Source organism: Pseudomonas silensiensis, from assembly GCF_050434865.1.
Classification (GTDB): Bacteria; Pseudomonadota; Gammaproteobacteria; order Pseudomonadales; family Pseudomonadaceae; genus Aquipseudomonas; species Aquipseudomonas fluorescens_W.
Window position 1 is genome coordinate 61,196 of the sequence record NZ_JBNDJH010000016.1, and the last position, 23,318, is coordinate 84,513.

Below are 23,318 nucleotides of genomic sequence, written 5' to 3' on the forward strand. Positions count from 1 at the left end.
GATCTCTAATTATCGTCAGGACGCTGCAGATTAGATCGTAGCTTTATATCGTAACCAGACCGCGTACACCCTCGGCCTCCATATTTTCTCCGCGACCCTGTTGCACGATTTCGCCCCGGGACATCACCAGGTATTGATCGGCCAGTTCGGCGGCGAAATCGTAGAACTGCTCCACCAGCAAAATCGCCATATCACCACGGGCCGCAAGCTTCTTGATCACTGCGCCGATTTCCTTGATCACCGATGGCTGGATGCCTTCGGTGGGCTCGTCGAGAATCAGCAAGCGTGGACGGCTGGCCAACGCTCGGCCAATCGCCAATTGCTGCTGTTGGCCACCGGACAAGTCACCGCCGCGCCGTTGCTTCATCTGCAGCAGCACCGGAAACAGTTCGTAGATGAACGCCGGGACTTCCTTGGCTTCTGCGCCTGGAAATCGCGACAGGCCCATCAACAGGTTTTCTTCCACCGTCAGCCGGCCGAAAATTTCCCGACCCTGAGGCACGTAAGCGATCCCGGCGTGAACCCGCTGGTGTGGCTTGAACGCGGTGATCGGTTTGCCTTCCCAGTTCACCGCGCCTTCTTTGGCCGGCAACAAACCCATGAGGCACTTGAGCAGGGTGGTCTTGCCCACGCCGTTACGGCCGAGGAGGCAGGTGACTTCGCCGACCTTTACGTCAAACGTCAGGCCGCGCAGGATGTGGCTACCGCCGTAATACTGGTGCAGCTTGTCGACTTGCAGCATGTTCAAATCCTCCTCAAATCCCCTGTAGGAGTGAGCCTGCTCGCGATAGCGGTCTTTCAATCAACAGATATGTTGTCTGACCCACCGTTATCGCGCGCAGGCTCACTCCTACAGTTGGATAGGTGTTCACAGGTCTAGCGACCGAGGTACACCTCGATCACGCGCTCGTTGTCCTGCACCTGCTCCAGCGACCCTTCGGCCAACACGCTGCCCTGGTGCAACACGGTGACGTGGTCGGCGATGGAGCCGACGAAGCCCATGTCGTGTTCCACCACCATCAGCGAGTGTTTGCCCGCGAGGCTCTTGAACAGTTCGGCGGTGAATTCGGTTTCGGCGTCGGTCATGCCTGCTACCGGCTCGTCGAGCAGCAGCAGTTGCGGGTCCTGCATCAGCAACATGCCGATTTCCAGAAACTGCTTCTGACCGTGGGACAACAAACCCGCCGGACGATTGACCGACGTGGTCAGGCGAATGGTGTCCAGCACCTCGCTGATGCGATCTTTCTGTTCGCCACTCAGGCGAGCCCGCAGGCTGGCCCACACCGATTTGTCGGTTTTCTGCGCGAGCTCCAGGTTCTCGAACACGCTCAAGGCTTCGAACACTGTCGGCTTCTGGAACTTGCGACCGATGCCGGCCTGGGCGATTTGCACTTCGCTCATCTGCGTCAGGTCGAGGGTTTCACCGAACCAGGCCTTGCCGTGACTCGGACGGGTCTTGCCAGTGATCACGTCCATCAGCGTGGTCTTGCCCGCGCCGTTGGGACCGATGATGCAGCGCAATTCGCCGACGCCGATGTACAGGTTCAGATCGTTCAGCGCCTTGAAGCCATCGAAGCTGACGCTGATGTCTTCCAGGGTCAGGATGGTGCCGTGGCGGGTGTTCAGACCTTTGCCGGCGGCTTGGCCGAGGCCGATGGCGTCGCGGCTGCTGCCGGCGTCCCTGTTGGGTTCCAGTGGCGGAAAAAACGCCGGTTCGAGCATGAATTCAGCCGTCGCTGTGACTCTCATTGCTCACCTCTTTTTTTCAGCAGACCGATCACGCCTTTGGGCAGGTACAGGGTTACGACGATGAACAGCGCGCCGAGGAAGAACAGCCAGTATTCCGGGAAAGCCACGGTGAACCAGCTCTTCATCCCGTTGACTACACCGGCACCGAGCAACGGACCGATCAAGGTGCCACGACCGCCAAGTGCAACCCAGACCGCTGCTTCAATGGAGTTGGTTGGCGACATTTCACTCGGGTTGATGATGCCGACTTGCGGCACGTACAGCGCACCGGCCAGGCCGCACAACACTGCGCTCAACACCCAGACAAACAGCTTGAAACCGCGCGGGTCGTAGCCGCAGAACATCAGGCGGTTTTCGGCATCGCGCAGTGCGGTCAGCACCCGGCCGAACTTGCTCTGCGCCAGACGCCAGCCGATAAACAGGCTCGCCACCAGCAACACCACCGTGGCGAAAAACAACACCGCGCGAGTCCCCGGCTCAGTAATGCCAAACCCGAGAATCGTGCGGAAATTGGTGAAGCCGTTGTTGCCACCAAACCCGGTTTCGTTGCGGAAGAACAACAGCATCCCGGCGAAGGTCAGGGCCTGGGTCATGATCGAGAAATACACGCCCTTGATCCGCGAGCGGAAGGCGAAGAAACCGAACACCAGCGCCAGCAACCCCGGCGCCAACACCACCAGGCACATCGACCAGAGGAAACTGCTGGTGCCGGTCCAGTACCACGGCAATTCGGTCCACGACAGAAAGGTCATGAACGCCGGCAAGCCATCGCCCGACGCCTGGCGCATCAGGTACATGCCCATCGCATAACCGCCGAGGGCGAAGAACAAGCCGTGACCAAGGGACAACAGACCGGCGTAACCCCAGACCAGATCGAGGGCCAGCGCGACAATCGCGTAGCAAAGAATCTTGCCCACCAGCGTCAGCGTGTAAGCCGAGACGTGAAACGTGCTGTCCGGCGATAGCAGCGACAGCAGCGGTAACGCCAGCAACAGAACGAGGATCACTGCGCCGAGGGCAATCGTGACTTTTGGGCCGGCCTTTTGCGTGGCCGTGAGCATCAGGGGCTGGTTCATCAGTCGATCACCCGTCCTTTCAGTGCAAAGAGGCCTTGCGGACGTTTCTGAATGAACAGAATGATCAGCGCGAGGATCAGGATTTTGCCGAGCACGGCACCGATTTGCGGTTCGAGAATTTTGTTGGCAATACCGAGGCCGAACGCAGCGAGCACGCTACCGGCCAATTGGCCGACGCCACCAAGCACCACCACCAGGAACGAGTCGATGATGTAGCTCTGGCCGAGGTCCGGGCCGACGTTGCCGATCTGACTGAGGGCTACGCCACCGAGTCCGGCAATGCCCGAACCGAGGCCGAAAGCGAGCATGTCCACGCGCCCGGTCGGCACGCCGCAGCAAGCGGCCATGTTGCGGTTCTGGGTAACGGCGCGAACGTTCAAACCCAGGCGCGTCTTGTTCAGCAGCAACCAGGTCAGCACCACCACAAACAGGGCGAAAGCGATGATCACGATGCGGTTGTAGGGCAGTACAAGGTTGGGCAGCACTTGAATTCCGCCGGACAGCCAGGCCGGATTCGCGACCTCAACGTTCTGTGCGCCGAATACCAATCGGACAAGCTGAATCAGCATCAGGCTGATGCCCCACGTGGCGAGCAGGGTTTCCAATGGTCGGCCGTAGAGGTGGCGAATCACCGTGCGTTCCAGTGCCATGCCGATGGCGGCGGTGACGAAAAACGCCACCGGCAAGGCGATCAGCGGGTAGAACTCGATGGCTTGCGGGGCGAAGCGCTGGAACATCAACTGCACCACGTACGTCGAGTACGCGCCGAGCATCAGCATCTCGCCATGGGCCATGTTGATCACGCCGAGCAGGCCGAAAGTGATCGCCAGACCGAGTGCGGCAAGCAACAGGATCGAACCGAGGGACATGCCGCTGAAGGCTTGACCGAGGATCTCGCCGATCAGCAATTTGCGTTTGACCTGAGCGAGGCTGGTTTCGGCGGCGGTGCGTACGCCGGCGTCGGCTTCGACACCCGGTTGCAGCAGGCTTTCGAGGCGAGTGCGGGCCATCGGATCGCCGGTTTCACCGAGCAGACGCACAGCGGCAAGCCGCACGGCCGGGTCGGTGTCCACCAGTTGCAGGTTGGCCAGCGCCAGGCTCAAAGCCGCGTGAACGCTTTTGTCTTGCTCGCCAGCCAGTTGCTGGTCGAGGAATTTCAACTGCGCCGGTTTGGCGCTTTTCTGCAATTGCTGCGCGGCGGCCAGACGGGGTTTGGTGTCGGTGGCGAGCAATTGGTGACTGGCCATAGCGGTGTCGATCAGACCCCGCAGGCGGTTGTTCAGGCGCAGGGTTTTCGGTTGGCCGTCGACGGTCAACTCGCCTTGCTGCAGGGCGTTGATCAGCTCGATACGGACCGGGTCGGGCTGCGCGGCCCAGGCTTCGAGGAGTTTTGCTTGTTGCACGGGATTGGCGGCGACGAAGTCTTCGGTGTCGCTGGCGTGTACGGCCATCGGCAGCAAGAGCGCGAGCGCGAAGATGAAGCGGTAGAGGGCAGTGGGCATATGTGGTGTTCCTGTTAAATCGACCCCTCACCCCAACCCTCTCCCCAATGGGGCGAGGGGGAAAGGGGGCCGATCTTCATGCTTTTCAAATCCTGAGTTCGACTTAATTGCGCAGGTCGAAGTAGCTCGACCAGACAACTCGGTCAGTCCCCTCGCCCCTCTGGGGAGAGGGTTAGGGTGAGGGGGGGATTTCAAGCCCACCCCAAACTCCAGATCCGCCTCAGTTGCTCTTCACCGCATAATCCGGCTTCTTGTCGTTACCCGAAATGAACGGGCTCCACGGCTCGGCACGGATCGGCCCTTCGGTCTGCCACACCACGTTGAACTGACCGTCCGCCTGGATCTCGCCGATCATCACCGGTTTGTGCAGGTGGTGGTTGGTCTTGTCCATGGTCAGGGTGTACCCGGACGGTGCGGCAAAGGTCTGGCCGGCGAGGGCTTCGCGGACTTTGTCGACGTCGGTGGACTTGGCTTTCTCAGCCGCTTGCGCCCACATGTGGATGCCCACGTACGTGGCTTCCATCGGGTCGTTGGTCACCGCTTTGTCGGCGCCCGGCAGGTTGTGTTTCTTGGCGTAGGCTTTCCAGTCGGCGACGAATTTCTTGTTCGCCGGGTTCTCGACCGATTCGAAGTAGTTCCACGCTGCGAGGTTGCCCACCAGCGGTTTGGTGTCGATACCGCGCAGTTCTTCTTCGCCGACCGAGAACGCCACGACCGGAACGTCGGTGGCTTTCAAGCCTTGGTTAGCCAGCTCTTTATAGAACGGCACGTTGGAGTCGCCGTTGACGGTGGAGATGACCGCTGTCTTGCCACCGGCCGAGAATTTTTTGATGTTGGCCACGATGGTTTGATAATCGCTATGGCCGAACGGGGTGTAGACCTCTTCGATGTCCTTGTCCGCCACACCTTTGGAGTGCAGGAACGAGCGCAGGATTTTGTTGGTGGTGCGCGGGTAAACGTAGTCAGTGCCCAACAGGAAGTAACGCTTGGCGCTGCCGCCTTCTTCGCTCATCAGGTATTCCACCGCCGGAATCGCTTGCTGGTTCGGTGCGGCGCCGGTGTAGAACACGTTCGGCGACATCTCTTCGCCTTCGTACTGCACCGGGTAGAACAACAGGCCGTTGAGCTCTTCGAACACCGGCAACACCGATTTACGCGACACCGACGTCCAGCAACCGAACACCACCGCCACCTTGTCCTGAGTCAGCAACTGACGACCTTTTTCAGCGAACAGCGGCCAGTTCGATGCCGGGTCGACGACCACAGGCTCCAGCATTTTGCCGTTCACGCCGCCCTTGGCGTTGATCTCGTCGATGGTCATCAATGCCATGTCTTTGAGCGACGTTTCGGAGATCGCCATGGTGCCGGACAACGAATGCAGAATACCGACCTTGATGGTCTCGGCGGCCTGGAGGCTCCAGGTCATGCCCATCGCGGCAATGCTTGCCGAAAGTGTGAAAGCCTTGATCAAGCTGCGACGCTTCATTGTGCGATCTCCATGAACTTATGAATTTTCTTGGTGGCAGATGCGGACTACTGAAGAGTCTTTAGCAAGGGCTGTGCCTGGTCGGCCAAAGGCAGGGAAATGTCGTATTAGAGCGGTTGCGCGGTTTAGGTGGTGCACCATGAAAGACCGCCTCTGGCGCGTTGGTGCGAAGGGGTGCGCCACATTGGGGCGAAGAATCTGTGAACGGCGCTTACCCCTGTGGGAGCGGGCTTGCCCGCGATAGCGGTGGTTCAGTCACAGAAATGTTGAATGTGCCGCCGTCATCGCAGGCAAGCCCGCTCCCACAGGTTCGGTGGTGTTCTTGTGGGTTCAGCGGCGGCGCATGAGGCCGATGAAGAACAGCCCACCGATGGCGGCGGTGGCGACGCCGATGGGCAGGTCTTCGGGGGCGATCAGGGTGCGGGCGGCGACATCGACCCAGACGAGAAAGAGGCTGCCCAACAACACGCACACCGGCAGCAATCGCCGATGCTCCGCCCCGACCAACCGCCGCGCAATATGCGGCACCATCAGCCCGACAAATCCGATGGATCCGCTGATCGACACCAACACCCCGGTCATCAGCGAGGCAATCAAAAACACCCGTAACCGCACGGTGCGAGCATTCAGCCCAAGGGTCACCGCCGTCTGTTCTCCCGTCATCAACGCATTCAATGGTCGAGCCATTCCCAGCAACAACAGCAAACCGAGCAACACGCTGGCCGCCGGCACCGCCAGCAATTCCCAACGCGCCAACCCGAGCCCGCCAAGCATCCAGAACATCACCGCCGAACTCGCGCGATGATCGCCGAGAAACAGCAGCAGATTGGCGATCGCCATCATCACGAACGACACCGCCACGCCGCACAACAGCAGCCGATCACTGTCCAGCCGCCCGTTGCGGTTGGCGATCATCAGAACGATCAGCATGCTAAGCAACGCGCCGATAAACGCCGCGATTGGCAAGGTCAGCAGGCCAACGATTTCACCGACATGCAGCACCACAATCACGGCACCGAGGGTCGCGCCAGAGGTGACTCCAAGCAGGTGCGGATCGGCCAGCGGATTGCGTGTCACCGCTTGCAGCACCGCACCGATCAGCGCCAGCCCGGCCCCCACCAACGCGCCAAGCAACATGCGCGGCACGCGGATCAGCCAGACGATATGTTCCTGCCCGGTGGCCCAGTCCGGCACGCCGAAACCGAACATCTTGTGCAGCAAAATCCGCCACACAACGTCCACCGGCACCCGCGCCGGGCCAAAGCCCAGCGACACCACGCACGACACCAGCAACAACGCGCCGAGGGCCACCAGCAACAAGGCGTAGCGACGATTGATCATTCGCCGTGGAAACCCTTGGCCAGGGTTTCAACCGCCAGCACGTTGTCGATACCCGGCGTGGCCTGCACATACGGAATCACGATGAAGCGCTGGTTCTTGATCGCGTCCACCGATTGCAGCGCCTTGTTGTTGAGCAGAAATTGCTCTTTCTGTTCGGCGGTGACTTCGCCGTAGTCGACGATCACGATCACCTGCGGATTGCGCTCGACCACGTTCTCCCAGTTGACCCGGGTCCAACTCGCTTCGACATCGTCGAGAATATTGCGCCCGCCAGCAGCGTCGATCAGCGCTTGCGGCATACCGAGACGGCCGGAGGTCATGGCGCGGTCTTCACCGCTGTCATAGAGGAACACGCGAGGTTTGTCTGCCGGCAGGTCCTTGCGCACTTCGGTGACTTGCGCCTGCATCTGGCCGATCAAGGCATTGGCGCGATCCTGCACGTCAAAGATTTTGCCGAGGTTGCGCAGGTCGTTGTAGGTGTCTTCCAGACTGGCCGGCGGACGCTTCATCACGAACGCGCAGGACTCGGTCAGCTCATAGACATTGATGCCCAGCGGCTGCAACGTTTGCGGCGTCAGGTCACCGCCCACGCGCATGCCGTAATCCCAGCCAGCGAAGAAGAAATCGACGTTGGCGTTGAGCAGGGTTTCCACCGACGGGTACTTGGCCGCCAGCTCCGGCAAGCCATCGAGGATGGTCTGCATCTGCGGCGTGACCGACTTCCAGCCGGTAACGCCGCTATACCCGGCCATGCTGGGTTTCAGGCCGAGGGCGAGCATCATCTGGGTCATGTTGATGTCGTGGCTGACCGCGTGTTTCGGCGCTTGCTTGAAGGTCACTTCGCGGTTGCAGCTCTGCACGGTCAACGGGTAGTGAGTGGCCTCGGCAAATGCTTGGGAATTGCCCAGCAGCAGAGCGGCGCAAAGCAGGGAACGCAAAGTCATGGTTGGGTTATCCAGGTGATTCGTGGGTAGCCGTGCAAAGGATGTTCATCGATCAGCGCTTCGACGCCGAACACGTCGCGCAACAGGGGGGCGGTCAGGACTTCTTTGGGGGTGCCGCTGGCGACGATGCGCCCGTGATTGATCACGTACAGCCGATCGCAGAAAGCCGCCGCCAGATTGAGGTCATGGATGCTCGCCAGGGTGCCGATCTTCAGGCGTTTGACCAGTTGCAGCAGTTCGAGTTGATAGCGCGGGTCGAGGTGATTGGTCGGCTCGTCGAGGATCAGCATTTGCGGTTGCTGAGACAGGGCGCGGGCGAGGATCACGCGCTGTTTTTCACCGCCGGAGAGGGTGGCGAAGGCATGATCCTCGAAGCCCTTCAGACCGACTGATTCCAGGGCCTGGGTCGCGAGATTTCTGTCTTCGAGGGTATCGCCGTCGAACAGGCCTTTGTGCGGTGTACGGCCCATGGCGACGACTTCATCGACGGTCAGGCCGAAGGCATCGGGGAATTCCTGCAGGACCACGGCGATGCGTTGCGCGCACCAACGCGAGGATTGCTTCCAGACGTTGTGGTGGTCGAGCTTGACCTCGCCGCGCTCGGGTTTGCTGAAGCGCCAGGCACAACGCAGCAGGCTGGTTTTGCCGCTGCCGTTAGGGCCGATCAGACCGACGAACTCACCGGGGAGCACGTGCAAGGTTGCATCACGCAGCTGGAACTGGTGATGGCAATGGCCGTGGCCCAGGGGTGTCCAGGCGAGATTTGTGAGGTTCAGCGAGGTCATTGCATGCTCGACGTGCGGGTTGTTGCAGCGGGCCGACATTGTAAGGTCAACCGCACTGCAACAGGCATCTCGCTGTCTTCAGGATGAAGATGAGGCGGATTCAGACTGGCCGCTCAAGCGCGACAGCAGCACCCGATCCAGCAGCCAGACCACCACCAGCGAAGCGCCCACCAACGGAAACGCCACCGCCAACCCGAACATGATGACCATCGCGGTTTTCCATTTCGGCAAGTCGTGACGCAGCGGCGGGACACCGAACTTGCCTTGCGGGCGACGCTTCCACCAGATCACCACACCGCTGACGGCGCTGAGCAGAATCATCAGGCAGATCAGCAGGATGATGATCTGATTGAGCGGGCCGAACATTTTGCCTTCATGCAGCATCACGCCGATTTCCGTCGCGCGGGCGACGGCGCCGTATTGCTCGTAGCGCACGTCGGCGAGGACGTCGCCGGTGTACTGATCCACATGCAGCGTGGCGTCATTGCGCGGGTCGTCGGCGAACACCGCGATGGTGAACACGCCAGTTGCCGTGGTCGGGAAGGTGATGCTGTAACCCGGTTCGACCTGGCGTTGCGCAGCGATGTTCTGCACGTCCTGCAAACTGATGGTCGGCGCGGCGGGACCCGCTTGCGCGCTACCGTGGGCCATGTGTTCGGCGTGGTCGCCGGACATCGGCATCGGTGTGTTTTCCATCGCCCAAGGCACGGTCTGGCGGGTGGCGGTGTTGAGGGTGCGAGCCTCGACATCGGACTTGGGCACGTCGTCCCACATCGCTGCCGGAAAGACATTCCACACTTCGGCGTATTGCTTGCCCCAGAACCCGGTCCAGGTCATGCCGCTGAGCAGCATCACCAGCAGCAACGACGCGCCCCAGAACCCGGTCACCGCGTGCAGGTCACGCCAGAGCACACGACCGCGACTGCTCAAGCGTGGCCACAGGATGCCGGCCGCCTGACCGCGCGGCCACCACAGAAAGACGCCGGAGACCACCAACACCACGCCCCAGCCGGCGGCCAGTTCGATCAGTCGATCACCGACGGTGCCGATCATCAACTCACCGTGAATCGCTCGCGCAACGGCTTGCAGATTCTTCTTGGCGTCTTGCTCGCCGAGGATGTCAGCGTGGTAGGGATCGACGAAAACGTTGAGCTCGTTACCGCCATTGAGCACGACAAATTGTGCGCTGCGTTCAGCGTTGACCGGTGGCAAATACTGCTTGATCGTGGCGTGTGGATAAGCCTCTTTCACTCGCTTGAGCAGGTCATCGGCCGGGACGCTGTGATGCCCGGCCGGGACGTTCAGCAGGCTGCCGTACATCAACGGGTCGAGTTGCGGCTTGAACAGGTAAATGATGCCGGTCAGGGCCAGCATCACCATGAAAGGCGCGACGAACAGACCGGCATAGAAATGCCAGCGCCAGGCCAGGTTGTAGAAATTCGGTTTGGGCTGTTTCATCGGTTGTGCTCCGCTTGGCGAATCAATTGTTTGTCGAAAGATCGCTGCTGCGATCTCTCGACTTTTCTTGTTAGAAACTCATGTCCACTTTGGTCCAGAGCGTTCGCCCCGGTTCTTTAATGGCTTGCGGATCATTGGCCGGGTAGCCGAAACCGGCGTTGCCGGCCAGGTTCAAGTGCTCGGCGTACGCCTTGCCGAACAGGTTGTCGACGCCGGTGCTGACCTTCCAGTGCTTGTCGATCCGGTACGCACCATTGAGCGAGAACACGCCAAACCCCGGGGTCTTGTCGAAGTCCTTGCCGACCACGTTGCCCTTGTTCTTGTCGATGCGGTTTTGCGCCGCGACCACGCGCCACAAGGCCCCGGCGCTCCAGTTGTCTTCGCTGTAGGTCAGGCCGAAACGTGCGTCCAGCGGCGGCATTTGCGGCAGTGCGTTACCGTCGCTGCTGTTCTTGCCCCAGGCATAGGCCAGGGTCGCGTCGGCTTTCCAGTGGCTGGTCAGCTTGTAGGCCGCACCCAATTCGCCGCCCATGATTCGCGCGTCGATGTTCTGTGCTTGCGAGGTCATGCCCATCATTGTTGGCGTGTAGTTGAACAGGATGTAGTCGCGCACCTGCCCGACGTAACCCGAGGCCCAGGCTTCGAGGTCTTCGGTCTGGTATTGCAGGCCGAAGTCGAGCTGGGTGGTTTTTTCAGGCTTGATCGAATCGAAGGCATTCACCGAGCCGGCGGGGCCGGACTTGGGTGAAAACAGCTCCCAGTAATCCGGGAAACGCTGGGTGTGACCGAGGCCGGCATACAGCGTGGTCGGACTGTCAGCCAGGTCATGCTCGTAACGGACGAAGCCGCTTGGCAGTGTGTCGGCACGGGTGTCGTCGGCGGTCGGGTTAGGGCGCGTCATCATCCCGGAGCCAGTGGTCTGCCGAAAATCCTTGGCCGAAGCGCGGTCCAGGCGCGCGCCGGTAATCAGCCGGTCACGGTCGGCGGCGTACCAGGTCAATTCGCTGAACACGCCGTAGTTGTGGAAGTCGGCGTCCTTGTTGCGTGGTAATTCCTTGTAGACGTCGATGCCCATGGCGCTGCGCTGGCGATGTTCGCTGGTCTGCGCATCGATGCCGCTGATCAACTGCACATCGGCCCAGCGCCAGGTGGCTTTGATCCGTGCGCCGAGGGTTCGACGGTCGACGTTGGAGGCCATTGGGCCGGCCATCATTCCGGTACCGGACGGCGTGCGCAGGGTGTAGTTGTCCATCACGTGGTCGGCGTAGTTGTAGTAGATCTGCGCCTCGACCTTGTCCAGCACATCGCCGATGTTCGACTGCTCGAACCGCATGCCCAGGCTTTCGCGCTTGAATTGCGAGCCGTCCATGCCGCGCCCGGCGTAACGCGCTTCGCCATCGCCCTTGCCGGCGGTGAGTTCCAGCAGGGTGTCGGCGTCCGGGGTCCAGCCCACCGCGACATCGCCGTTCCATTTGTCATAGCGCGACGGCACGGTGTCGTTGTTGCCGTCCTGGTAGTCGTCGGCCTGCGCGGTGTTGCCGATCACTCGCACGTAACCCAATGGCCCGCCGGCCGCAGCGTCCAGCACTTTGTCGAAACGGCCGTTGGAGCCGGCCAGTACGCTGGCGTTCACCCGCGTGCCGAGTTCGCCGAAGCTTTCCGGCTCACGGTCGAAGAGGATGGTCCCGGCCGACGCGCCGGGTCCCCAGAGCACGGTTTGCGGGCCTTTGATGACGGTCAGTTTGTCGTAGGTTTCCGGCGAGATGTATGAGGTCGGTGCGTCCATTCGACCGGGACAGGCGCCGAGCAACTGGCCGCCGTTGGTGAGGATGTTCAGCCGCGAGCCGAACATGCCGCGCAGTACCGGGTCGCCGTTGGTGCCGCCATTGCGCACCAGGGCGAAGCCGGGAATGGTTTTCAGGTAGTCGCCACCGTCGCTGGCCGGCACCGGTTGGCGCGGGTCCTTGGGGTTGGTGACGATGGTCAGTGGCGAACTCGGCGCGATGGCGGTGATCACCGTCGGGCTCAGTTCTTCGCTGTGACCGGCGTGTTCATCGGCCAGCACCATGGGTGTCAGCATTGCACCGCAAAGGAAGGCGGTGGCGTGCTTGAAACGAATGCTGGATTCGTTCGGGGCAAAAGAAGCCTGGGCAGCGCTCAAGCGTGTGTCAGCAGAAAACCTGGACATGACAATTTCCATCGAACAGTCGTAAACGACACGGCCGGCAGCCTGCGGCTGTCTTCTAAACCGTGTGAGATCGGATGTGAGGGTTTACGCGTTGATGGGCGGGGCGCGGGTGCGGGCGCCGGGGAAGAAGGTTTGGCGGGCGTGGCCCAGGCGAGGGGAGGGTGTGGTGAAAGTGGTGGCTTGTGGTGTGTCGAAGGCAACGAAGGACTGGCCGCCGGTCAGCGCCGGGCAATTGAACAGCAGGCTGCAATAGCCGCATTTTTCCCAGAGCGCGTGATGTGAGGCTTTGGGCGGGCAGTGTTCGGCAGCGGGTTGCGCATCGTGGACGGCGTGATCCATCGCCGACATGTCCATGCTCATGTCCATCGACATGCTCATGGTCATCGAGGAGGCGCGTTGATCCATCGGCATCGACTGAGAAATCAGCGGGCCGATAAAGATCATCAACATGGCGAACAGGCTGATCCAGCTACCGCGCGTCAGGCTTAACGGCTGACGACGGTGTGCGGATGACCTGGCGCTAAGCGGGCGCATGGGCGTTTTTGCTCAGTCGCTTACTGGGCGTGGGCGTGTATCTGCATGCCTTCCGGCGGCTTCTTCTGCACCGAGACGTCGACCGTCACGTCGCCGGATTTTTCGAAGTGCATCGTCAGCGGGAAGCGTTTGCCGTCACTCAACAGGCTGCGGTCTTTCAGGTTTACCAGCATCACGTGGTAGGCCATCGGCGCAAAAGTGACGTTGCCACTGGCAGGAATGTCGACGCTCGGTACTTGCTGCATTTTCATCAGATCGTTCTGCATCACATGCTCGTGCAGCTGGGCTTCGCCTGCAATCGGCGAGTCGACGCTGAGCAGTCGGTCGGCCGTTTTACCGCTGTTGTGAATCACGAAATACGCCGCGACCGTTGGCGCGTTGGGCGGCAACTCTTGCGACCACGGATGAGCGATTTCCAGCTCCCCGGCCGTGTATTCGTGGGCATTGGCAAAACAGGCAGGCAGCAGCAACACAGCCAGGACGATGAGTTTGTTCAACATGGCAGTTCTCCAGAACGATTCAAAACGCAGGTCAATTGCGAGAAGGAATCACACCAGAGGGGAAGCGCGGGGGTTGAGGCTCGGCCATTGCTGGCGCGGTGTCGGTGTATCGAGAGTGGCGTGAGGCAGGCTTCGATTGGCCTCGAAACGCGCGAAGTACAGTTGCGGCACATGCCCGGGCAGCGCCACCAGTGGCGCGGAACCTGAACAGCACCAGCAATGCTGCATGTTGGAATGATCGTCGTTCTGCGGCGCTTTCTGTTCGACATCGCCCAAGGAGATCGCCACCATCTTCGTGCCGCTGGCGGAGCAGAAACTGCCCCACAACAACTGCTCGGCGGGTGATTTCGCCGTCTGTGCCATCGCTCCGGACATCGGCATGGCAAGCATGTTGAATAGCACTGCGAAGCAGGCTATCCAGGCAAATGCGAGCCGTTGTCGGGACATGGGAATAATCCGGTTGGGTGGGCGATCAGGCGCGGCTATTTAGCCTGATAAGGGCCGATAAGTAAAAAAGCGGCGTGCGGTGTGGTGTCGCAGCGCAGTCAGAGAGTACTGGCGTGCAAGCGCAGGCCCAAAGCTTTCATAACCTTCATGATAGTCGCGAATTCCGGATTGCCAGTGCTGCCCAATGCTTTGTACAGACTTTCACGACCCAGGCCTGCATCACGGGCAATCTGTGTCATGCCCTTTGCTCGGGCTATGTCGTTAAGGGCTGCACGTATGAGCACTCCATCGCCAGCATCCTCTTCAAAACAGGCGTCCAGGTAAGCGGCCATTTCTTCTGGGGTTTTTAGAAATTCGGCGGCATCGAATCGGGTGAATTGTTCGGTCATTCGGTACTCCGAGCGCTACATTCGTGGGACTCGGAAATATAGGGACGGGGTTGCGACCTGACTAGTCAGCCGCGTTGGATGATGTTGTGGGTAAGGTCCGATAGATAGGTAGGGCGTTGCGCATTTTTTTGTAGCAGCTGGCGAAGCCTGCGTTCGGCTGCGCAGCAGTCGTAAAATCAAACGCCTCGGTCTTTCAGGTTAATCGTGGATGCAGGATTTACGCCTGCTGCGCAGCCGAACGCAGGCTCCGCCAGCTGCTACAGGGTTATGTAGTGGTTTCTGCTGTCAGGGCTGCCAACACGTCACTCACCGACCCAAACTCCCGATCAATCTCCGGCAACACTGGCCGCTGCAAAACTATCACCGGTACCCCACGCTCCCGTGCCACTTCCAGTTTCGGTTCGGTCGCGGTGCTGCCGCTGTTCTTGCTGATCAGTACATCGATCTGCCGACGTTCAAACAGCGCACGTTCATCCTCGATCAGAAATGGCCCGCGCGCGCCGATGACTTCGCAGCGTTCGTTGCCGGGGTAAACGTCCAGGGCACGCAAGGTCCAGAATTGCTCTGGCGGGATTTCATGCAGATGCTGCAAGGGTTCGCGGCCGAGGGTGAACAGCGGTCGCCGAAACGGTTTCAGCGCTTCGATCAATTCGGCCCAATCGCTGACGTCTCGCCAGTCGTCGCCGGGCTGTGGCTGCCAGGCCGGACGCCTCAGCGCCCAACATGCAATGCCGCTCAATTGCGCGGCAGTGGCGGCGTTCTGGCTGATTTGTGCGGCGTAGGGGTGGGTGGCGTCCAGCAGCAGGTCGATCCCTTCATCCCGAATGAACTGCGCAAGCCCTTCGGCCCCGCCGTAGCCGCCAACGCGAACCTGGCAGGTCAGATCCGTCGGCACACGCCCGACGCCGGCCAGGCTATAGATGTGTTCTGGCCCCAGGGTCCGGGCGATGGCCAAGGCTTCTGTCACGCCACCGAGCAACAACACGCGCTTCATTGAAAATCTCCCGCATGGCCGACAATCCCACCCTGGCGATCGATGGCAAATACTTCAACCTGAACCTGCGCCGGCACCACGCTGCGAGCAAAGTCCAGCGCGTGCTGACACACAGCATCTCCGAGCGCGATACCCACAGCGCTGGCCATCGCCAAGGCTTGCTGGCTGGTGTTGGCTTCGCGAATCCCTTGCTGCAACGTCTCATCGGCGCCAATCGCCGCCGCCCACTCGGCCAGTTGCGGCAGGTCGATGCTCGAATGTCGGCTGTGCAAATCCATGTGCCCAGCCGCCAGTTTGCTGATCTTGCCGAAGCCGCCGCAGAGGCTGAGTTTATCCACAGGCACTTTGCGCAGATGTTTGAGCACGGCGCCGACGAAGTCGCCCATTTCGATCAGGGCGATTTCCGGCAGGTCATAGACCCGGCGCATGGTGTCTTCGCTGGCATTGCCGGTGCACGCGGCGATGTGCAAGTAGCCGTTGGTTTTTGCGACGTCGATGCCCTGATGGATCGAGGCAATATAGGCTGCGCAGGAAAACGGCCGGACGATACCGCTGGTGCCGAGGATCGACAAACCGCCGAGAATCCCCAGGCGCGGGTTCATGGTTTTCAAGGCCAGTGCTTCACCGTCCTCGACGTTCACCGTGACCTCGAATCCGCCGCGGTAATCGAGTTCCTCGGCCAGCAAGGTCAAGTGGTCGGTGATCATCTTGCGTGGCACCGGGTTGATCGCGGGTTCACCGACGCCCAGCACCAGCCCCGGCCGGGTCACCGTGCCGACGCCGCGACCGGCATTGAAGCGAATGCCCGGCTCGTTACTCAGTCGTACCTGGGAATAAAGCAGCGCGCCATGGGTCACGTCCGGATCGTCGCCGGCGTCCTTGATCGTCCCTGCTTCGGCGCCGTTGTCGATCAGACGACAGAACTCCAGCCGCATCTGCACCTGCTTGCCCTTGGGCAAAACGATCTCCACAGCGTCAGCACTCAGCCCGCCCAATAACAAACGAGCCGCCGCCAGACTGGTTGCGGTGGCGCAGCTGCCGGTGGTCAGGCCGCTGCGTAACGGGGCGGGTTGTTCAGCGGTTTCGTCACGCATCGAAAGGCTTCGTCACTTCCAGCAAGGTAATCGGCAACGCCTGACGCCAGGTATCAAAGTCCCCCAGCGGTTGCGCTTGAGCGATATGAATGCGCGTCAGCTCACCGCCGTGCTGCTCGCGCCAGGCCATCAAGGTCATTTCACTTTGCAGTGTGACGGCGTTGGCAATCAGTCGGCCGCCGGGCTTGAGTGCGGCCCAGCACGTGTTGAGCACGCCCTCGCGGGTGACACCGCCACCAATGAAAATGGCGTCTGGATCCTCGAGCCCGGCCAAGGCCAGCGGTGCACTGCCGCGAATCAGCTGCAGGCCGGGAACACCGAGGGCCTCCCGGTTGTGTTCGATCAACAGCTGCCGCCCTTCATCGGCCTCGATGGCCAGCGCCCGACAACTGGGGTGGGCGCGCATCCATTCGATGCCGATCGAGCCGCTGCCGGCGCCGACGTCCCACAAGAGTTCACCGGGTATCGGAGCGAGACGCGCGAGGGTAATGGCGCGCACGTCGCGCTTGGTCAATTGGCCGTCGTGCTTGAAGGCTGAGTCCGGCAGGCCGGCCAGTCGAGAGAGTCGCGGCGTATTGGGCTCGGCGATGCACTCGATGGCGATCAGGTTCAGGTCGGCAATCACCGGATCGTTCCAGTCATTGGCGACACCCTCGATGCGTCGTTCGGCGGCACCGCCCAGATGTTCCAGCACGGTGAGGCGACTCGCCCCGAAACCGCGCTCACGTAGCAACGCAGCGATCGCGGCCGGACTCTGACCGTCGTTGCTCAACACCAGCAAGCGAACACCGCTGAACAACTGCGCGCTGAGTGCGGCGATGGGACGGGCAACCACCGACAGTGTCACCACATCCTGCAACGGCCAGCCCATTCGCGCCGCCGCCAATGAACAAGAAGAGGGCGCTGGCAATATCAGCATTTCATCGTTGGGCAGTTTCCGGGCAAGGCTTGCGCCCACGCCAAAGAACATCGGATCGCCGCTGGCCAGTACGCAGACCGGTTCGCCGCGCAGCGCCAAAACCGGCTCAAGGGAGAAAGGGCTGGGCCACAACTGTCGCTTGCCACGGATGCACACCGGCAGCAAATCCAGTTGCCGCTGACCGCCAATGATCCGCGAAGCGCGCAGCAGAGCGTGCCGGGCGTTTTTGCCCAGGCCCTTGAAGCCGTCTTCACCGATTCCCACTACTGTCAGCCAGGAGGCCATGTTGTTCCTTAATCCAATGTTCATCGTCAAGGCGACATGATAACGCGGCTTCTGTCATCTGACGCAGGTCTATGGCCGGGAAAGGGTACTTCGGGTTGCAGACACTTAATGTTGACGAAAAAATGTCTGTTGTAATGATAGTTTTGATAGTTTGGTTTTTGTTCAGGTTGCGCAAACTTATATGTATTAAATATTTGGCCGATAGTTGATGTTGGTCGCGACACTATCAAGGATGAAAGAAGCTTATATGGATAACGTGATAGCTAAAAGTGTCGTCGAGCATGACACGCTGATGATGAATAATGTGTTACTGACCGGCATTGCCGGCCAGACTGTCGCCGACAATAGTTTTGTCAAAAATTGCATTTATCTGGCCCAGAATGGCGCGGATAAAGTCGCAAAGAGCGAGACGCAGCCGGGGCCCTGGTTCGACCAGTACACCAATATGTTTTGGTCAATGGATTGGAAACTTGCCGAGCCTGTCGAGTACATCAAGCCGCAGTTTTCGGGCAGTTTGAAACAGGCTTGGTTGAACGTGGCACGTCCCTACCTCACGAGCGCTCAAATAGCGCAGGTTGGAACAGTACTCGCAAAGCTGGAGCGTGACGCCGGGTTGCTGGCGAAGATTGCGGGCACTAGTGGGAAAATAGCCGGATTCAACATCGTGCCAGTCAGTTATAAACACAACGGAGATCTGGAAATGGTGGTCAGTCATGTCCGGTTGATCAAGTTGGGCATCACTACACCCTATCTGTTCTGGACGATAGACCAGAGTCTGTCCCAATTGGATATCCGGATTCGGCGGTTGGAGATCAAGCGTCGAGACATGGACGCCATTCGACAACGCGTGGAAGAGGCCACGCGAGCCCTTGCGCTTGAGTTCAGCGAGTTCGAGCTCTAATCCACGCAGGCCGAAGCATTCTTTTGCTTGATTGATACGTTGGCAGCGTTTCCGACCGGCAGACTTTTCATGCGCTCGGGCAAAGCAGGCATAATGGCAGCCCTTCGCCTTTCACATGCATCCAGTCAGCCGGTCACTCATTGAACGAACGCCCGATGTCCAACGCTTTACGCCCCTCGGCCTGTCCGGGGTTGCTGCGTATCGTCCAGGCGCTGGACGGTGGGATCTGCCGGATCAAGCTTAATGGTGGTTCGATCACGGCAGATCAGGCCGATGCAGTGGCCGATGCCGCTGAACGGTTCGCCGGAGGCGTAATCGAGGCGACCAACCGTGCCAACCTGCAGATTCGCGGCATCGGCAGTGAACAGGGCGCCTTGATCGATGGCCTGATGGCTGCCGGGTTGGGGCCAAGCACCGCCGCTGGCGACGATGTGCGCAATTTGATGCTCAGCCCCAGCGCCGGGATTGATCGGCAGATGCTGTTCGATACGCGTCCGCTGGCCGAGCAGATCCTCGTCATGCTGCAAAGCCATGAACGCTTCCACGACCTCAGTGCCAAGTTTGCCGTGCAACTGGATGGCGGCGAAGGCTTGGCGATGCTCGAACATCCCCATGACCTGTGGTTGTCCGCCACTGAACGAGACGGCGAGTTGGTTTTTGCATTCGGTCTGGCGGGGTGTCCCGTGGATTCGCCTGCGGGCGCGGTGCCGCTGGAGCAGGGCCATGCGCTGGTGGTCGGGGTGCTTGAGTTGTTTCTCGACATGGCGCGTCCCGAGCAGACGCGAATGCGGCATTTGCTCGCTGAATGTTCGCTCGACGGGTTTCTCGCTCGTCTGGCCGAACGTGTGCTGTTAATGCCCATCAAGGGTTGGCAGCGCAAGGTTAGTCCGAGTGTCTTGCACATCGGCGTTCATCCACAGAGCGAGGCCGAGCGCGTGTATATCGGCGCGGTGCCGCCTCTGGGTCGCCTCAATCCCGCGATGCTCAGAGGCGTCGCACAATTGGCGCGCGACCAGGGCGATGGCAGCCTGCGTTTCACACCTTGGCAAAGCCTGTTGTTGCCCGGTGTCCATGGCGACGATGCATCTCAAGTTATCCACAGCCTCGAACAACTTGGCCTGCGTTGCTCGGCCGACGATGCCTTGGCGCATCTGATCGCCTGCACCGGCTCGACGGGTTGCAGCAAAGGCCTGGCCGACACCAAGGGCGATGCCCGGCAACTGGCCGCGCTGTTGCAACATCAGGGCCAGACACAGAACGTCCACCTGTCCGGTTGCTCACGTTCCTGCGCGGCCGCACACATCGCCCCCATCACATTGCTGGCGGTTTCTCCCGGTCACTACGACCTCTATTTTCGCGATGCAGCGCAGCCGGGTTTCGGCGCGCTGCACGCATGCAACCTTACTATTGAAGCGGTCGCAGCCTTGCTCGACGCCCGCTCACGGAGCCCCCTTGATGCTTGATTACATCCGCGACGGTCAGGAGATCTATCGCAACTCCTTCGCGATCATTCGTGCCGAGGCCAACCTCGAGCGTATTCCGGCCGACCTGGAAAAACTCGCGGTCCGTGTGATCCATGCTTGCGGCATGGTCGACGCTATCGACGGCCTGCAATTTTCCGAAGGCGCGGGCAAGGCCGGCCGTGATGCGCTGGCCGCCGGTGCACCGATCCTGTGCGATGCGAGGATGGTCAGTGAAGGCGTGACCCGCACGCGTTTGCCTGCGAACAATCAGGTCATCTGCACCCTGCGCGATGAAAGCGTTCCTGATCTGGCCCGGGAGTTGGGCAACACCCGCTCCGCCGCTGCGCTTGAACTGTGGCGCCCTCATCTGGAAGGCAGCGTGGTGGTGATCGGCAACGCGCCGACCGCACTGTTTTATCTGTTGGAAATGCTCGACGCGGGCGCACCGAAACCGGCGCTGATTCTCGGCTTCCCGGTGGGCTTCGTCGGCGCCGCCGAATCCAAGGCCGCGCTCGCGGCGGACAGCCGTGGCGTGCCCTTCGTCATCATGCAAGGCCGGCTGGGCGGCAGCGCCATGGCCGCCGCCGCCGTCAATGCCCTCGCTACGGAGATCGAATGATGCAGCAACCTGGACGTTTGATCGGCCTGGGCGTCGGCCCTGGTGATCCGGAGCTGATTACAGTCAAAGCCCTGCGCCTGCTGCGCGAATCGCCGGTGGTGGCGTACTTCGTCGCCAAGGGCAAAAAGGGCAACGCCTTCGGCATCATCGAGGCGCATTTGCAGGACGCGCAAACGCTGCTGCCGCTGGTGTATCCGGTGACCACCGAAGCGTTGCCGGCGCCGCTGTCGTACGAACAAGTCATCAGCGATTTCTACGATGCGGCCGGCGAAGAACTCGCCGCGCACCTGGACGCTGGCCGTGACGTGGCGGTGATCTGCGAGGGTGATCCGTTCTTCTACGGCTCCTATATGTACCTGCATGATCGGCTGGCCGAGCGCTACGAAGCCGAAGTTGTGCCGGGCGTTTGTTCGATGCTCGGCGGTGCCTCGGTACTGGGCGCGCCACTGGTGTATCGCAATCAGAGTTTGTCGGTGCTGTCGGGTGTATTGCCCGCCGACGATCTCAAGCGGCGTCTGGCCGATGCCGATGCCGCCGTGATCATGAAACTGGGGCGCAACTTTCCCAAGGTCCGTCAGGTGCTCGAAGAGCTCGGGCTGGCGGAGCGTGCGTTGTACGTTGAGCGCGCGACCATGGCCAATCAGAAAATCGTCCCGCTGGATCAGGTCGAGCCGATGTCCTCGCCGTACTTCTCGCTGATCATTGTGCCCGGCGAAAGGTGGCAAGGCTGATGTCCCGTCCAGTTCCGGCGATTGTCATTCTGGGCAATGGCAGCCTCGCGACCGCGCGCAAGATTGCGCAGTTGTACCCTGGCGCATTGGTCCATGGCCTGGCCGAGCGGGTGGAAGGCGCGGACCGCGTCTATCACGAGTTCGGTGCCACCTTGCGTGAGTTCTATCAGCAGGACACGCCGATTATCGCGTTGTGCGCTGCGGGCATCGTGATCCGCACTCTTGCGCCGTTACTGCTGGAAAAAGGCGCCGAGCCGCCGGTGCTGGCCGTGGCCGAAGACGGCAGCGCCGTGGTGCCGCTGCTCGGTGGTCTCGGTGGCGTGAACGTCATGGCGCGCGAGATTGCTGCTGGTCTTGAGGTTGCTGCGGCGATCACCACCAGCGGTGAATTGCGCTTCGGCACCTGCCTGCTCAATCCACCCAGCGGTTACGCCCTCGGCGATCTGGAACTGGGCAAGCGCTTCGTCTCGGATTTGCTCGCCGGCCAAAGCGTCCGCGTCGAAGGGGCTGCGCCGTGGCTGGCGCAAGCGCAATTGCCGCAAGATCCTCACGCGCAGCTGTCGATCCATGTCGGCAATGCCGAGCGGACACCGACAGCCAATGAATTGATGATCTACCCGCGCAATGTGCTGGTGACGGTGGGCGGCGAAGTGACGGGTCTGCCAGACGCGATTCGCACGGCCCTGCATCAAGCGAAAATCGCCGTGCAATCGGTGGCGTGCCTGTTGGCCAGCGATCTGAACATGGCCAGCACGGCATTGCGCGAAGCAGCACTTGAACTGGGTGTGCCTCTGCGGTTTGCGTCGGTCAGCGGCGGCGTTAGCGAGTTGTCCCGCCACACCGTGCCGAACGCTACCATCGTGTCAGCGGATACCGGCATTGCCATCGCGGTCGCCACTCAGCCGCTGGACGCTGCGAAAATCGGCCGTGCACGTGGTCGTTTGGCGGTGATCGGTCTGGGGCCTGGCGCCGCCGAACTGATGGTGCCCGCGGTCAAGGCCGAACTGGCCAGGGCCACCGACGTACTCGGCTACGAAACCTACGTGCGCATGGCCGGGCCGTTCCGTGAAGATCAGGTGCTGCATTGCACCGACAACCGCGAAGAAATGCAGCGTGCCCGCCACGCCTTCGAGTTGGCGGCGCAAGGCCGTTCGGTGATTGTTGTGTCGTCCGGTGACCCCGGCGTGTTCGCCATGGCGGCGGCGGTGCTTGAAGCGTTGCATGAGTCGAGTGAGCAGAGCTGGCATAGCGTCGATCTGGAAATCCTGCCGGGTGTTTCCGCTTCGCTGGCGACCGCTGCGCAGGCCGGTGCGCCGTTGGGGCATGACTTCTGCGTGATGTCGCTGTCGGACAACCTCAAGCCTTGGGCGATCATCGAGAAACGCCTGGACCTGGCCGCCGAAGCCGATCTGGCGTTGGCGTTCTACAACCCGATCTCGCGTTCACGTCCATGGCAATTGGGTCGGGCCCTGGAGATTGTCGCGCAGCACCGCACCGCTGAAACGCCGGTCGTATTGGGGCGCGACATTGGTCGCCCGGGCCAGACCTTGCGCGTCACCACGCTGGGGCAGTTGACCCCGGACCAGGTCGACATGCGCACCATGGTGCTGATCGGTTCCTCCACCACCTGCGTGTTCCCTCGTGCCGAGGGTGGCGAGTGGGTGTATACGCCTCGTTGGTACGGCGACAAGCCAACTTCGTGAGTGTCGGCGGCCTCGTCCAGGGGCCGCTTTTATACCTGTCTGTGGTTAATGAACTCGCATTGACTGCGGCCGACAGTTCGATGTCTTGATGTAAGTTAATATTTGGTTTGGAAGTAAGGTCGCTATCGGGTTTATTGATGGTCGAGCATTTTGTTGTCTTTCTTTTGTTGTTTGGGTGGGTGTTTAAGTTTCTGAATGTTCGGTTGGTCA

22 protein-coding genes are annotated in these 23,318 nt (G+C 60.9%); 5 read left to right on the top strand and 17 right to left on the bottom strand.

From position 1 onward, the window contains the following. Nucleotides 1–43: 43 nt before the first annotated feature. The 17 genes from urtE to cbiE form a co-directional block, all read right to left on the bottom strand. Entirely contained in the window at nucleotides 44–742 is a 699-nt protein-coding gene (gene urtE / locus QF010_RS21890; RefSeq protein ID WP_033055608.1) for an urea ABC transporter ATP-binding subunit UrtE, read from the bottom strand. A 134-nt stretch (nucleotides 743–876) separates the two neighbouring features. Then, nucleotides 877–1,749: an urea ABC transporter ATP-binding protein UrtD gene (gene urtD / locus QF010_RS21895; RefSeq protein WP_033055610.1), complete on the bottom strand. Its 873-nt coding sequence runs from the start codon at nucleotides 1,747–1,749 to the stop codon at nucleotides 877–879. After that, a complete protein-coding gene (urtC, locus tag QF010_RS21900) occupies nucleotides 1,746–2,825 on the bottom strand; it encodes an urea ABC transporter permease subunit UrtC (protein ID WP_429511230.1) in 1,080 nt (359 codons plus the stop codon). The genes urtD and urtC overlap by 4 nt, the downstream gene beginning before the upstream one ends. Next, on the bottom strand, nucleotides 2,825–4,327 hold the full coding sequence (gene urtB, locus QF010_RS21905; RefSeq protein ID WP_429511229.1) for an urea ABC transporter permease subunit UrtB: 1,503 nt from the start codon (nucleotides 4,325–4,327) through the stop codon (nucleotides 2,825–2,827). The genes urtC and urtB overlap by 1 nt, the downstream gene beginning before the upstream one ends. Before the next feature lie 220 nt (nucleotides 4,328–4,547). Next, nucleotides 4,548–5,813 (bottom strand): urea ABC transporter substrate-binding protein, encoded by a 1,266-nt coding sequence (urtA, locus tag QF010_RS21910; RefSeq protein ID WP_033055613.1) that lies wholly within the window; start codon nucleotides 5,811–5,813, stop codon nucleotides 4,548–4,550. A gap of 330 nt (nucleotides 5,814–6,143) precedes the next feature. Then, nucleotides 6,144–7,154, bottom strand: coding sequence for a FecCD family ABC transporter permease (locus QF010_RS21915; RefSeq protein WP_429511228.1), 1,011 nt, complete (start codon nucleotides 7,152–7,154; stop codon nucleotides 6,144–6,146). Then, nucleotides 7,151–8,098, bottom strand: coding sequence for an ABC transporter substrate-binding protein (locus tag QF010_RS21920; protein WP_429511227.1), 948 nt, complete (start codon nucleotides 8,096–8,098; stop codon nucleotides 7,151–7,153). The genes QF010_RS21915 and QF010_RS21920 overlap by 4 nt, the downstream gene beginning before the upstream one ends. Next, on the bottom strand, nucleotides 8,095–8,883 hold the full coding sequence (locus QF010_RS21925) for an ABC transporter ATP-binding protein (RefSeq protein WP_429533972.1): 789 nt from the start codon (nucleotides 8,881–8,883) through the stop codon (nucleotides 8,095–8,097). The genes QF010_RS21920 and QF010_RS21925 overlap by 4 nt, the downstream gene beginning before the upstream one ends. Before the next feature lie 78 nt (nucleotides 8,884–8,961). Beyond that, a complete protein-coding gene (locus tag QF010_RS21930; protein ID WP_429533939.1) occupies nucleotides 8,962–10,341 on the bottom strand; it encodes a PepSY-associated TM helix domain-containing protein in 1,380 nt (459 codons plus the stop codon). A 70-nt stretch (nucleotides 10,342–10,411) separates the two neighbouring features. Then, on the bottom strand, nucleotides 10,412–12,529 hold the full coding sequence (locus QF010_RS21935; protein WP_429533940.1) for a TonB-dependent copper receptor: 2,118 nt from the start codon (nucleotides 12,527–12,529) through the stop codon (nucleotides 10,412–10,414). A gap of 84 nt (nucleotides 12,530–12,613) precedes the next feature. Continuing rightward, nucleotides 12,614–13,063, bottom strand: coding sequence for a DUF2946 domain-containing protein (locus tag QF010_RS21940; RefSeq protein ID WP_429533941.1), 450 nt, complete (start codon nucleotides 13,061–13,063; stop codon nucleotides 12,614–12,616). A 20-nt stretch (nucleotides 13,064–13,083) separates the two neighbouring features. After that, nucleotides 13,084–13,563: a copper chaperone PCu(A)C gene (locus QF010_RS21945; RefSeq protein WP_033055619.1), complete on the bottom strand. Its 480-nt coding sequence runs from the start codon at nucleotides 13,561–13,563 to the stop codon at nucleotides 13,084–13,086. A 48-nt stretch (nucleotides 13,564–13,611) separates the two neighbouring features. Continuing rightward, nucleotides 13,612–14,010, bottom strand: coding sequence for a DUF2946 domain-containing protein (locus QF010_RS21950; RefSeq protein ID WP_429511224.1), 399 nt, complete (start codon nucleotides 14,008–14,010; stop codon nucleotides 13,612–13,614). Between the two features lie 98 nt (nucleotides 14,011–14,108). Then, on the bottom strand, nucleotides 14,109–14,399 hold the full coding sequence (locus QF010_RS21955) for an addiction module antidote protein (protein ID WP_033055621.1): 291 nt from the start codon (nucleotides 14,397–14,399) through the stop codon (nucleotides 14,109–14,111). 265 nt (nucleotides 14,400–14,664) lie between these two features. Beyond that, nucleotides 14,665–15,393 (bottom strand): cobalt-precorrin-6A reductase, encoded by a 729-nt coding sequence (locus QF010_RS21960; protein ID WP_429533942.1) that lies wholly within the window; start codon nucleotides 15,391–15,393, stop codon nucleotides 14,665–14,667. Further along, complete coding sequence (locus QF010_RS21965; RefSeq protein ID WP_429533943.1) at nucleotides 15,390–16,487, bottom strand: cobalt-precorrin-5B (C(1))-methyltransferase; 1,098 nt, start codon at nucleotides 16,485–16,487, stop codon at nucleotides 15,390–15,392. The genes QF010_RS21960 and QF010_RS21965 overlap by 4 nt, the downstream gene beginning before the upstream one ends. Further along, on the bottom strand, nucleotides 16,480–17,691 hold the full coding sequence (cbiE, locus tag QF010_RS21970; protein ID WP_429511221.1) for a precorrin-6y C5,15-methyltransferase (decarboxylating) subunit CbiE: 1,212 nt from the start codon (nucleotides 17,689–17,691) through the stop codon (nucleotides 16,480–16,482). Before cbiE ends, QF010_RS21965 begins: the two co-directional genes overlap by 8 nt. A 247-nt stretch (nucleotides 17,692–17,938) precedes the next feature. On the opposite strand from cbiE, the gene QF010_RS21975 reads away from it, so the two are divergent. The 5 genes from QF010_RS21975 to cobJ all read left to right on the top strand — a co-directional run bounded on the left by QF010_RS21975 (nucleotide 17,939) and on the right by cobJ (nucleotide 23,108). Next, nucleotides 17,939–18,592, top strand: coding sequence for a hypothetical protein (locus QF010_RS21975; RefSeq protein ID WP_429533944.1), 654 nt, complete (start codon nucleotides 17,939–17,941; stop codon nucleotides 18,590–18,592). Between the two features lie 155 nt (nucleotides 18,593–18,747). Then, nucleotides 18,748–20,055 carry a precorrin-3B synthase gene (cobG, locus tag QF010_RS21980; protein ID WP_429533945.1) on the top strand — a complete coding sequence of 436 codons (1,308 nt, stop codon included), beginning with the start codon at nucleotides 18,748–18,750 and terminating at the stop codon, nucleotides 20,053–20,055. Beyond that, on the top strand, nucleotides 20,048–20,674 hold the full coding sequence (locus tag QF010_RS21985; protein WP_033059596.1) for a precorrin-8X methylmutase: 627 nt from the start codon (nucleotides 20,048–20,050) through the stop codon (nucleotides 20,672–20,674). Before cobG ends, QF010_RS21985 begins: the two co-directional genes overlap by 8 nt. Beyond that, entirely contained in the window at nucleotides 20,674–21,405 is a 732-nt protein-coding gene (locus QF010_RS21990; RefSeq protein ID WP_033053597.1) for a precorrin-2 C(20)-methyltransferase, read from the top strand. Before QF010_RS21985 ends, QF010_RS21990 begins: the two co-directional genes overlap by 1 nt. After that, on the top strand, nucleotides 21,405–23,108 hold the full coding sequence (gene cobJ / locus QF010_RS21995) for a precorrin-3B C(17)-methyltransferase (RefSeq protein ID WP_429533946.1): 1,704 nt from the start codon (nucleotides 21,405–21,407) through the stop codon (nucleotides 23,106–23,108). Before QF010_RS21990 ends, cobJ begins: the two co-directional genes overlap by 1 nt. Nucleotides 23,109–23,318 lie beyond the last annotated feature (210 nt).